This is a genomic window from Mucilaginibacter terrae (assembly GCF_042679325.1).
GTDB classification, from domain to species: domain Bacteria; phylum Bacteroidota; class Bacteroidia; order Sphingobacteriales; family Sphingobacteriaceae; genus Mucilaginibacter; species Mucilaginibacter terrae.
The window spans coordinates 16924-28642 of record NZ_JBHTMJ010000003.1 but is presented as its reverse complement, the minus strand read 5'-3'; the positions used below and the strand labels follow the sequence as shown (position 1 = coordinate 28642).

Here is an 11719-nt window from a genome sequence, read left to right as displayed (position 1 = left end):
TAAAAAGTTTAACGGCGTTCAAAAATAATGAAAAATAAAGCTTTCAAAACATTCATTTATGGTTTATTGGCATTACTATTTTGCTTTATAAATTCTTCATTCGCATTTACAATTTCCGATAGTGTAGATACCGTTACTGCAACAGGTTTTAAACTTAAAACCATTGTTATAGATGCGGGTCACGGCGGCCGCGCGGCCGGTGCATTAGGCGCTTATTCGATGGAAAAAAACATAACGCTTGCTTTGGCATTAAAATTGCAAATTGCCGTACAAAAAGAAATAAAAGATGTTAATGTTTTAATGACCCGTACTACCGACGTTTTTGTAAATAACGGTTTACGTGCAGTAATGGCTAATGAAAATAAGGCAAACATTTATGTATCGTTACACTGCAACTCTTTGCCAAACATTAGAAAAGTAGTGAATGGAAAAACAGTTTCGGTCGCTAACCGTTCTGGTAGGGGAGTTTTGTTGCTGGTAAACACTTTCCGCAGGTCGGGCGAGCAGGTAGCGGCTATACGTGAAAACGAGTTTGCAGAGGAAGAAAAAGCATACTCGAACAGACCCGTTAAGGAGCTTGACCCGGTTGAAGCCATGGTGTTAAACACTTATCGTGATAAGTATCGTAAACAAAGCATACACCTGGCAAATTTAGTGAACAACGAATTTGTGAATACCGACGGACGAAATACGTTTGGTGTAATAGAGCAAAGCATACAGGTACTGGCAAATACCGCCATGCCATCTATACTGGTTGAAACCGGCTTTATCAATAATCCTGAAGAGGAGGATTATTTAAACTCGGAAGAAGGACAAACAGAAATAGTGAACTCTATTGTAAGAGCTATTAAACAATATAAACGCGAGTTGGAACAAACAGCTCAATAACATTCAATAACATTAAAGTACATATACCTTGAAAATATCTAACGAAACTAAAATTGGTGTTTTAACCGTAATAGGTATTGCCATATTAATCCTGGGCTTTAGTTACCTCAAGGGTAACGATGTTTTTGCCGGATCGAACAAGTTTTACGCTATATACCGAAATGTAGAAGGCCTAACCCTTTCCAAGCCCATATTAGTAAATGGTTTCCAGATAGGCCATGTATCTAACATGACTCTGCAAACCGAAAGCGGTTTTACAGTGGTAGAATTTAAGGTAGATCCTAAATACCCTATACCGGCTAATACCCTTGCCCGTTTAGAGAGCACCGACCTTTTAGGCAGCAAAGCCATTATATTTGAATTGGGCAATAGCCGCGAATTAGCCGAAACTAAAGATACCTTGCGTGCCGATATACAAGGTAGTTTAGCGCAAAGCCTGCAACCGGTACAACGTAAAGCCGAGTTACTAATGGGAAAAGTGGACTCGAGCCTGGCCGCTATCAATAAAATACTAAACCCCGAATTTCAGAAAAACGTTGACCGCAGCTTTTTAAGTATTGCTAATTCTTTACAAACGCTGGAAGGTACTACTAAAAAAATAGACCGTTTGGTTGGCGCACAATCAACCCATATTAACGGAATAATGACTAATGCCGAAGCTATTACGGTTAGTTTACGCGGAAGCACGGGTCGTTTAAACACAACTACGGCTAATTTTGAAAAACTGAGTGCCGACCTGGCTAATTCTAACATCAAGCAAACTTTAGCTAACGCCGATAAAGCCATGGCCGATCTGCAAACTACGGTAGCTAAAATAAATAATGGAAAAGGTTCATTAGGTTTATTGCTGAACGACGATAAGATGTATAATAACTTAAATGAAGCGTCGGGTAACTTAAACAACCTGTTTATCGATCTGAAAGCACATCCCAAACGTTACGTAAGCTTCTCGGTGTTTGGCCGCAAAGCTGATTAAGCAATATAATAAAAGGCTGTATTATTTATGAAACATCCTGTATATTTTTTTGCCTGGTGGATTAAATTTATGATTGTTGCAGGAGTAGTAAATTTAATTAACATTATTTAATGCCCAATTTAACGATCACATTAAGTTAAACGAGCCGCTCAGCTTTACTTTATCAGCTGCATTAGCGTCGTTCTCTAATATAACATCAAAGGTACCCTTCGTTGTTACCTTGTTAGAATTTAAGGTAAAAGTATTGAAGTTTACATACCCCGAAAAGCTGCCGCTGTAAGAGGTTCCATCTGCCAGTGCTAAATTAGCAACACTTACATCAGTTACTCCTTGTGCGCTGGTTAAGGCGCCAATAACAAGCGTTACAGACTTTGAAGCACCACTGCCAGTGCCGCTTAAAGAAGTTAAACTGATACCTAACGCAGAAGTTGATATAGCACTAACCAAATAAGTTGATGAACTGGTTAAAGTATAAGTGGTGCCTTTAAATTTATAAATTATAGTACCTGGGTTACCAATGGCAACACCACCATCTCCGTTAGTATTCGCTGTTCCAGGATCGGTAGTTGTACCGCCACCTGGCGTTGTAGGCGTGGTTGGAGTAGTAGGAGTAGTTGGCGTACCACCACCGGCCAAAGGCGCGGATGAAACTTTAATTACGGCAGGATCAGGATCTTTACTACAAGATGCAAAAACAGGTACTATTAGTGCGTATCCCAAAAATAGTTTGAGCCACTTTTTTTTAACCGTAAAAATATTCATAAAAGTTTGTTTTGTTATTGTATAGCCTTTGTAAATATGCTTATATAAATCAGCATTTACAATTGGTACGTAAAACCTTTCTCGGGCAGTATTACCCGGTAGCCGTACTGCTCCAAAGCATCGGCCATGGCTTGCATGCTCTCAGTTTCCCCGTGTACTAAAAACACCTGTTTCAAACGGTTTGCCGGTTGTTGCTTTACGGTATTCACCAAATCGTCATGATCGCCGTGGGCACTAAAAAGATCCGTCTTTTTAATGGTGGCGTAAACCGACATTTCGCGGTCTTTAATATGCACAATAGGGTCGCCTCGTAATAAGCGGTACCCCAAAGTGTTTTTGGCGCAATAGCCTATAAAGAGTATGGTACAGTAATAATTCTGAATATTATTATACAAGTGGTCCTGAATACGGCCACCTTCAAGCATACCCGCCGATGAGATGATAATACAAGGCTCAAAGTAATTTGAAATCTGCTGGCTTTCCTTCAGGTTCTCTACATAACTCAGGTTATCAAACTCAAACTCATCGCCCTTAGCCCGGTAAAAATCCTGTGCTTCGGTATTTAATAACGCATGGTGCTTACGGAAAACGTTAGTTGATGCGTTAGCCATAGGGCTATCTACAAATACTTTAACCGGCGGCAACAAGCCGCTGCTAAAGATCTTATTTAACGAGTAAACCAGTGCCTGGGTACGGCCAATACTAAACGCAGGAATAATTAACCTGCCCGATTCTTTAATACAAGCCTTTTCAATAGTATCAATCAGTACTTCCTCAATGGTTTTGTCTTTAGAATGAAACCGGCCTCCATAGGTAGATTCCGTTACCAGGTAATCAACCGGGGGCAAAGTTTGCGGGTCATCTAACACCGGGTAATTTTTGCGGCCAATATCGCCGGTAAATGCTATCGTTTTTTCTTCGCCGTTATCGTTGATCTTGAGTACGGCAGCGGCAGCGCCCAATAGGTGCCCAACCGGTATAAAATTCAGCTCCACATCACCGTTTAAACGGAAGGGCCTATTAAAGCCAATAGTAACAAACCTTTCAACCGTATCCATTACGTGCTTTTGCAGGTATAAAGGTTGCGGACGTGAACCATGATGTTTTCCACGGCCATGTTTGCGGCTTTTATGCTGCTTATGCAAAAATATACTTACCGAATCCATGAGCAACAGTTCGGTTAATTCGGCAGTGGGAGGAGTACACAAAATTTGCCCGTTAAAACCCATGCGCACCAGCGTAGGCAGGTTGCCCGAATGATCTATATGAGCATGCGTAAGTATCACCACATCAATTTCGCCCGGGTTAAAAGGGAAATCTTCGTTAGCTTGTACATTGCGGTCTTTTTCGTAATCAAGCCCGCAATCAATTAAAATTTTATATTGGTTAACCTCCAGCAAATGCATGCTGCCGGTAACCTGACGGGCCGCCCCGTGTATGGTTAGTTTCATTTTTAGTTCATTATTAATGGTTCATTGTTCATAGCCATGCCATGGTGTTATAATACCATGGAACCATCAACTATAAACCATGAACCAAGTGCCCTATGCACTTGTATCAAATTGCAATTGGCTCAAGTACCGGTACAGGCCCTGTTCCTGGGTCATCAGTTGGTTGTGGGTGCCGCTTTCAATAATACGGCCTTTTTCTAATACTACAATTTTATCGGCCTCGCGTATGGTAGATAGGCGGTGAGCTATAATGATGGATGTTCGACCTTTCATCAGCTCTTCCAGAGCTTCCTGTACCAACCGTTCCGATTCTGAATCCAACGAAGAAGTAGCTTCATCCAAAATCAATATGGAAGGGTTTTTTAACAAAGCCCGTGCAATGGCAATACGCTGACGCTGTCCGCCCGATAATTTTACACCACGCTCTCCTACAATAGTATCATAAACTTCGGGGAAGCCTTCGATAAATTGATGCGCGTTAGCGCGTTTGGCTGCCTGGATGATCTCTGCTTCGGTAGCGTTGCGCTTACCATAAGCGATGTTTTCGCGAATGGTACCACCAAACAATAATACATCCTGCGGTACAATAGCTACCTGGTTGCGTATGTCGGTTAACGAATACTCGTCTGCCGGTTTTCCGTCAAATAGCATAGTGCCGCTTTGCGGGTGGTAGAACTGTAGTATTAATGCCGCCATGGTGGATTTACCCGAACCGCTTGGCCCCACAATGGCCACCCGCTGCCCGGCATCTGCTTGAAGGGTAACTCCCTTCAGTACCTCTACTTCGGGGCGCGAAGGATAATGGAAGTTAACGTTGTTGAACGTCAAGTCGCCGCGTATAGTTTGTTTAATTAAATTTTCACTTTCATGTATCGATACCTGCTCGCCTTTTTCTGCTAATATCTCTAATACCCTTTCACTCGCACCAATGGCTTTTTGCATATTGGCATACAAGTCGGGCAGGCTGCCCATGGCCGCGCTAATGAAGGCCGCATAAATAATAAAATCAGTTAGCTTGCCAAAAGTTAAGCCGTTATCATGAATGGATACCAGGTACGAGCCATACCAAATTTCGCAAAACACGGTTCCGAATAAACAGAACACAATAAAAGCCCCGAACAAGCCCCGGTACTTGGCACCTTTAACGGCCAGTGTAACCACCTCGTTCAGGTTTTTGGTATAACGGCCGGCCTCAAAGGCTTCGTTAACAAAAGCCTTTACGTTAGCAATACCTTGCAGGGTTTCTTCCACAATGGTGTTTGATTCGGCCAGTTTATCTTGCGCCTGGCGCGATAGGTTGCGGATGAATTTGCCAAAGAAAATAGCTATTACGATTAGGAATGGTAAAACCAGTAGCAGCGCCAATGTTAACTTAATGGATGATATAGCTAATAGAATAATTCCCCCTACCAGGATAATAATCTGCCGTATCATTTCGGCAAAGGTGGTGGTCAGGGTATCTTGTATTTGGGAAAGATCGGATGAAATACGGCTGTTCAATTCTCCAACACGGCGGTTAGAGAAGAAGTTCATAGGCAGGGTAACCAGTTTAAAATAGGTATCGCGCCTGATGTCGGCCAGTGATTTTTCGGCTACCTGCACAAACCAGGTAATACGAAAGTAAGACACAAAGCCTTGCAAAAACAGGATAACAATGGCAATTTCGCCGATGGTACGCAGGTTTGCGGGTATAAAGCTAAAATGCTGCTTACCTTGTGCAGCATCTATCATTCCACCAAATAAACCTGGAAACGCCAGACCGGTTAAGCTGGAAATTATCAAAAACACCAACCCGCCGAAAAACTTAGCACGGTATGGCTTTATGTAGCCTATGAGTTGACTGATCTTTTGAAGGCTTTGCTTGTTGATCTTTGCTTTAGGTAACTCTTTCTCAGCTGCATTCCCACTATTCAATCGTGATCTGGCCATAAAATACTTTCTTCCTCAACTAATTTAACGGGTAAAAGTACGCTTTAAAAGCGTGTTTAAAGGTAATTGTTGGTAAAATTGACGTTATAATGAAATGGTAAAGTAATGAGTGAAGAATAATAAATTGTTGATGAGTTAAGTGGTGTTGAGAGAACAAATTACTCAACTACTTCATTAACCGTAACTCGTGTTAGCGATAGAAGCGGATACAGGCCCGTGGCTAAGGCCTGTGCAGTATGAGCGGATAGCGCGGGCCATAGGCAACACCCGGAAAAAATAGTACAGGTTTAAGAGCCCAAAGGGCCGAAGCGTTGTTTTGGTGCCTTAATATTACTGAAAATCAATAATCACACTATCGCCCAGGTTTAAACCCAGCAAGCCGCTGGCGTTGCCTTTATTAATGGCAATCTCCAGGTGATCGCTTATACCAAACAGGCAAAGCTTTTCGCCTTCAGGCACTTCATTATAATGCCAGCTCAGGTGGGTTATGGTTTCGTTACGTTTAAAGTAAAGTACAAACCGGCGGCCTTCCTGTATGCGGTTGAAAAACTCTTTGGTAATATTGGTAATTACGTTTTGGAACGAGTCGATATATATAACCATTCCCCTGATCTGGTTACGCTCAACGGCCGGTTGCAGGGTGCCCCTTTTTTCAATACTATTTACCGGGATACCAATTTGGGTTAAAGGTTTGCCCTGGGCAAGGTGGCAAGCGGCTTTTACAAATATATCGGCCAGTGGGAAATGCAAAAATTTATGGTCCTGTAAAATATCTATCTCCACCATTTCCTCGCTTTCATCGTTAAAAATGAGCGAAAATATACCGTTATCGGCACCCACAAAATAGTGGTTTTGGTAACGGATGGCTAAAAACCGGGTGTCATCGCTGTAAACGGTATCAATGCCAATGAGGTGTACGGTTTCTTCAGGAAAATAATAAAAACTATTCTTTAAAATAAAAGCTGCCTGTTGTATATTGAAGGCGGCAACAGAGTGGGTAATATCAACAATATTAACTGTGGGTAATATCCTCAGAATACTGCCCTTTAATGCAGCCTGATAAATATCTTTATCGCCCAGGTCAGTTGTTAAAGTAATTATTGACATTCGTATTTAAAATATTTATTGCTAATCTTGTAAAAGCATTAACAAGGTGCAAATATTCAAAAATTTAACCATAACGAATCAGCAACTATAAAAATCATTTTCTGTTGAACGAACTTAAAATATCAATTGAACACCTCAACCCCGCGGTACTGTGGGGGCCTAACAATGATCATTTTGAGATCATTAAGAAGCAATATCCTAAACTTAAATTGGTTGCCAGGGGCAGCGAGTTGAAAGTGTTGGGGGACGAACAGGAACTGGCCTTTTTTAACGAGAAGTTTGGACAACTGCTACAGCACGTAGAAAAGTTTGACACCCTGAACATAACCGACCTCGAGCGGATTTTAGGCACCAAGCATATTGAGCCTAAACCTGCCGACCCGGCAACCGATAAGCCGGGCAACATGGGTGAGGTTATCGTATTTGGCCATAACGGCATTATGGTGAAAGCCCGCACGGTTAACCAGCGCCGCATGGTAGATAGTATTGTGAAGAACGATATTTTGCTGGCTATTGGTCCGGCTGGTACTGGTAAAACCTACACGGCGGTTGCCTTAGCGGTAAGGGCCTTGAAAAATAAAGAGATCAAACGGATTATATTAACCCGCCCGGCTGTTGAGGCAGGGGAGAACCTGGGCTTTTTGCCCGGCGACTTAAAGGAAAAGATAGACCCGTACCTGCGCCCGCTATACGATGCGCTAGACGATATGATACCGCCCGAAAAGCTGAAAACTTACCTGGAAAACCGTACCATTGAAATTGCTCCGTTAGCGTTTATGCGTGGCCGTACCTTAGATAACTGTTTTGTAATATTGGATGAGGCCCAAAACGCTACCGATATGCAGTTGAAAATGTTTTTAACCCGTATGGGGCCATCGGCCAAGTTTATTGTAACAGGCGATGTTACGCAGATTGATTTGCCCAAAAAGCAGCAATCGGGCCTGCACACGGCCCTACGTATTTTAACCGATATTAAAGGCATCGACATTATTTACCTGAACGGCGATGACGTAGTGCGCCACAAACTGGTACGCCGTATTTTAGAAGCGTACGGGGATATACAATAAAAGAGAATTAAGAGTACAGAGTCAGGAGTCAAGACTTGTTTAAGACTCTCACTCTGTACTCTTGACTCTTGACTCTTGACTCTGTACTCTGTACTCTGTACTCTTGACTCTTGACTCTTGACTCTGTACTCTTGACTCTTGACTCTGTACTCTTGACCCTAACAAATGGAAGCTATTAAACAAACACAATATAATTTTTCGGGGCAAACTGCTTATTACAAGGGCAAAGTGCGCGATGTATATACCATTGAAAACAGGTTACTGGTAATGGTGGTGAGTGACCGTATTTCAGCTTTTGATGTGGTATTGCCTGAGCCTATCCCTTATAAAGGGCAGGTATTGAACCAAATTGCGGCACATTTTTTACAGGCCACAACCGATATTGTACCAAACTGGGTTATTACCGTGCCCGACCCAAACGTTACCATTGGCAAAATGTGTGAGCCCTTTAAGGTAGAAATGGTGATCCGCGGTTATTTAGCCGGGCATGCCGCACGTGAATATGCTGCCGGTAAACGCCAGGTTTGCGGTGTAACCTTACCCGAGGGTTTAAAAGAAAACGATCAATTGCCTGAGCCTATTATTACCCCAACCACCAAGGCATCTGTAGGGCACGATGAGGATATATCGCGTGAGCAGATTTTAGCCCAGGGCATTGTAAGTGAAGAAGATTATGTGCAACTGGAACAATATACCCGTGCTTTGTACCAGCGCGGAACCGAAATTGCCGCTGCGCAGGGACTTATTTTGGTAGATACCAAATATGAATTTGGTAAAGCCGATGGTAAGATTTTCCTCATTGATGAAATTCATACACCCGATTCTTCCCGCTATTTTTACAGTGAAGGTTATACTCACAGACAACAAAACGGCGAGCCACAAAAGCAGTTAAGCAAGGAGTTTGTACGCAAATGGTTGATTGAAAACGGCTTTCAGGGTAAAGAAGGGCAAACTGTACCAGTGATGACACCCGAGATCGTGCAATCCATATCTGAGCGTTATATAGAGCTTTTTGAACAAATTACCGGCAAAACTTTCGAAAAAAGCAGCACACAAGATGTAATTGCAAGGGTAGAAAATTCGGTTAACCTTTCACTGCGTGCTTTGTGATTTTATTAATAGACAAATAAGTTATATCTTTAGCCCTATAATTATTTTAACATGAAATTCTCTGTTGATAAACATGAAAAGTACGTTTTGATTAAATTAAACGAATCAAAGCTGAATTCATTAATCACACCTCAACTAAAATCTGAGTTAATACTCATTAATACCGAGGGGCAACGTAATATAATATTAGATCTCTGCCAGGTTAAATTTGCTGATTCATCGGGCTTAAGCAGCCTGCTGGTTGGTCACCGTTTATGTAAAAATGCCGAAGGCAGTTTTATACTGGCCTGCTTAAACGATGCGGTATCGCGCCTGGTAAGCATTTCTCAGTTGGAAAATGTGTTGACCATTGTACCAACTACCGAAGAAGCTATTGACCATATTTTTATGGAAGAGATAGAAAAAGAATTGAAAAGAGAAGCAAAATAAGACTTATGTGTGTTTACCCATTATGAGATTTGAGGTAACCATACTTGGAAGCAGTTCAGCAACACCTATATTCAACAGAAACCCTACGGCGCAGGTGCTAAATATTAATGAGCATCTGTACCTGGTAGATTGCGGAGAGGGCACACAGGTGCAAATGCTCCGGTTTGATGTTAAAGCCAGCAAGATAGATCATATCTTCATTAGCCACCTTCACGGTGATCATTACCTCGGCCTTATTGGTTTAATATCATCTATGCAACTTAATGGGCGCATTAAGCCGTTAAAGTTATTTGGCCCGGCACCACTGCAAGAAATTATTGATCTGCAGTTTAAATACTCAGATACGTACTTAAACTACGATCTGCAATTCTATCCAACCAACTCCATTACGCCCGAAGTTATCCTCGATAACCAGGACGTAACGGTAGAAACCATTCCGCTCGATCATCGCATACCTACAACAGGTTTCTTGTTCAAACAAAAGAAACGCTTGCGCAAGATCATCAAAGAAAAGGTAGAAGCTTTAGAAGTACCGGTAGAACATTATGCATTGCTTAAAAAGGGGGCGCCATTTACCGCCGCCGATGGAAAAACATATAAAAACCACGAACTGACTATAGACTCGGATCAACCCAAATCTTATGCTTTTTGCTCAGATACGATTTACAATGAGCGGTATTTTGAACAGATTAAAAATGTAGACCTGTTATACCACGAATCTACCTTTTTGCACAACATGCTCGATAGGGCCAATAAAACTTTTCATACTACCGCCTGGCAGGCAGGGCAGGTAGCCTTGCAAACAGGTGCCAAATCATTGATCATCGGCCACTTTTCGGCGCGTTACAAAAGCCTTAACGAATTACTCGACGAAGCCCGCAGTGTGTTCCCCAAAACCGAGCTGGCCATTGAGGGCATTACCTTTGCTGTAGGCGATGATCTGGTTTAATATTAAGTCGTTCCGCCAACAAAAAAGCCTCAACAATATTTGTTAAGGCTCTGTTTCTTATTTTAAACTCTGTTAAGCAAGTTGCTTAAAATGATTAATTATTAACGTAGCTAATTCAACCCCGATACGCTCCTGGGCTTCATTTGTGGAAGCACCAATATGCGGTGTTAAGGAAATCTTAGCATGCTGTAGTAATTCGGCACGTGGAGTTGGCTCATTGTCGAACACATCCAAACCGGCAAAAGCTAACTGGCCACTGTTAAGGGCATCTAATAAAGCACTTTCATCAACGGTTCCACCACGAGAGCAGTTTACTAATCCGGCACCTTTTTTCATTAAAGTAAATTCGCGGGCACCAATCACCGGTTCGTGGCTATATGGTACGTGCAGAGAAATGAAATCACTTTTAGCAATTACCTCATCTTTTTCGGTATATTGTACAGGTACGTTTACTTTTACACCGCCGCCTAAAACCAATTCCAGTTCGGTTACGGATGGATGCACATCAAAGGCCAGTACTTCCATACCCAGGCCGTAAGCTATTTTAGCCGTTTCTCGGCCTATGCGTCCAAACCCTAAAATACCAATAGTTTTGCCACGCAATTCAATACCTTTGGCATAAGCTTTTTTGAGGTCATTAAACTTCGTATCACCTTCAACCGGCATTTTGCGGTTAGCATCCTGTAAAAAACGTACACCGGTAAACAAGTGACCAAACACCAGTTCGGCAACCGAAGCCGATGATGCTGCAGGGGTATTGTACACAGCTACGCCTTTCTCCTTTGCATATTCCACATCAATATTATCAACCCCTACTCCACCGCGGCCAATAAGCTTTAGGTTGGGGCATTGGTCAATTAAAGCTTTGCGCACTTTGGTAGCACTCCGTACGGTTATGGCATCGTAGGCTTGTAATTTCACAGGCAATTCATCCTGCGGTATAAAAGTGGTATCAACGGTAAAACCGGCAGCCTCAAGCATTTGCTTGCCAACCGGATCTATACCATCATTAGCGAGTAGTTTTATCATGGTTTGGTGAATAGTTGAATGG

At 42.3% G+C, this 11719-nt stretch carries 11 protein-coding genes; 6 read left to right on the top strand and 5 right to left on the bottom strand.

The genetic code is table 11. The annotated features are described in order from the left end of the window. The first annotated feature begins 27 nt into the window (after positions 1–27). Both ACFQ3S_RS02140 and ACFQ3S_RS02135 read left to right on the top strand, forming a co-directional pair. Positions 28–888, top strand: a complete 861-nt coding sequence (locus ACFQ3S_RS02140; protein WP_377160752.1) for an N-acetylmuramoyl-L-alanine amidase family protein — start codon at positions 28–30, stop codon at positions 886–888. A gap of 28 nt (positions 889–916) precedes the next feature. After that, positions 917–1864 (top strand): MlaD family protein, encoded by a 948-nt coding sequence (locus ACFQ3S_RS02135; protein ID WP_377160750.1) that lies wholly within the window; start codon positions 917–919, stop codon positions 1862–1864. A 126-nt stretch (positions 1865–1990) separates the two neighbouring features. On the opposite strand, the gene ACFQ3S_RS02130 is transcribed toward ACFQ3S_RS02135, so the two are convergent. From ACFQ3S_RS02130 to ACFQ3S_RS02115, 4 genes are all read right to left on the bottom strand, one after another. Then, complete coding sequence (locus ACFQ3S_RS02130) at positions 1991–2626, bottom strand: hypothetical protein (protein WP_377160747.1); 636 nt, start codon at positions 2624–2626, stop codon at positions 1991–1993. 56 nt (positions 2627–2682) lie between these two features. Further along, entirely contained in the window at positions 2683–4077 is a 1395-nt protein-coding gene (locus ACFQ3S_RS02125; RefSeq protein WP_377160744.1) for an MBL fold metallo-hydrolase, read from the bottom strand. Positions 4078–4170: 93 nt separating this feature from the next. Next, positions 4171–6006, bottom strand: coding sequence for an ABC transporter ATP-binding protein (locus ACFQ3S_RS02120; protein WP_377160742.1), 1836 nt, complete (start codon positions 6004–6006; stop codon positions 4171–4173). Between the two features lie 330 nt (positions 6007–6336). After that, positions 6337–7113: an SAM hydrolase/SAM-dependent halogenase family protein gene (locus ACFQ3S_RS02115; RefSeq protein WP_377160739.1), complete on the bottom strand. Its 777-nt coding sequence runs from the start codon at positions 7111–7113 to the stop codon at positions 6337–6339. A 104-nt stretch (positions 7114–7217) separates the two neighbouring features. Here ACFQ3S_RS02115 and ACFQ3S_RS02110 point away from each other — a divergent pair, with 104 nt between their 5' ends. The 4 genes from ACFQ3S_RS02110 (at position 7218) to ACFQ3S_RS02095 (ending at position 10668) form a co-directional block, all read left to right on the top strand. Then, complete coding sequence (locus ACFQ3S_RS02110; protein WP_377160737.1) at positions 7218–8180, top strand: PhoH family protein; 963 nt, start codon at positions 7218–7220, stop codon at positions 8178–8180. Positions 8181–8345: 165 nt separating this feature from the next. Then, positions 8346–9290, top strand: coding sequence for a phosphoribosylaminoimidazolesuccinocarboxamide synthase (locus ACFQ3S_RS02105; RefSeq protein WP_377160735.1), 945 nt, complete (start codon positions 8346–8348; stop codon positions 9288–9290). Between the two features lie 51 nt (positions 9291–9341). Continuing rightward, positions 9342–9719 (top strand): STAS domain-containing protein, encoded by a 378-nt coding sequence (locus ACFQ3S_RS02100; protein WP_377160732.1) that lies wholly within the window; start codon positions 9342–9344, stop codon positions 9717–9719. Positions 9720–9741: 22 nt separating this feature from the next. Further along, the gene (locus ACFQ3S_RS02095; RefSeq protein WP_377160730.1) at positions 9742–10668 is read left to right on the top strand and encodes a ribonuclease Z; all 927 of its coding nucleotides are present in this window, start codon (positions 9742–9744) and stop codon (positions 10666–10668) included. Positions 10669–10740: 72 nt separating this feature from the next. Here the strand turns inward: ACFQ3S_RS02095 and ACFQ3S_RS02090 are convergent, their stop codons facing one another. Further along, positions 10741–11697, bottom strand: a complete 957-nt coding sequence (locus tag ACFQ3S_RS02090) for a D-2-hydroxyacid dehydrogenase (protein WP_377160728.1) — start codon at positions 11695–11697, stop codon at positions 10741–10743. Positions 11698–11719 lie beyond the last annotated feature (22 nt).

Excerpts from the sequence above, each read along its gene's own strand:
- ACFQ3S_RS02140 (WP_377160752.1), top strand. The coding sequence starts at position 28 with ATGAAAAATAAAGCTTTCAAAACATTCATTTATGGTTTATTGGCATTA.
- ACFQ3S_RS02130 (WP_377160747.1), bottom strand. The coding sequence starts at position 2,626 with ATGAATATTTTTACGGTTAAAAAAAAGTGGCTCAAACTATTTTTGGGA.
- ACFQ3S_RS02125 (WP_377160744.1), bottom strand. The coding sequence starts at position 4,077 with ATGAAACTAACCATACACGGGGCGGCCCGTCAGGTTACCGGCAGCATG.
- ACFQ3S_RS02120 (WP_377160742.1), bottom strand. The coding sequence starts at position 6,006 with ATGGCCAGATCACGATTGAATAGTGGGAATGCAGCTGAGAAAGAGTTA.
- ACFQ3S_RS02115 (WP_377160739.1), bottom strand. The coding sequence starts at position 7,113 with ATGTCAATAATTACTTTAACAACTGACCTGGGCGATAAAGATATTTAT.
- ACFQ3S_RS02105 (WP_377160735.1), top strand. The coding sequence starts at position 8,346 with ATGGAAGCTATTAAACAAACACAATATAATTTTTCGGGGCAAACTGCT.
- ACFQ3S_RS02100 (WP_377160732.1), top strand. The coding sequence starts at position 9,342 with ATGAAATTCTCTGTTGATAAACATGAAAAGTACGTTTTGATTAAATTA.
- ACFQ3S_RS02095 (WP_377160730.1), top strand. The coding sequence starts at position 9,742 with ATGAGATTTGAGGTAACCATACTTGGAAGCAGTTCAGCAACACCTATA.
- ACFQ3S_RS02090 (WP_377160728.1), bottom strand. The coding sequence starts at position 11,697 with ATGATAAAACTACTCGCTAATGATGGTATAGATCCGGTTGGCAAGCAA.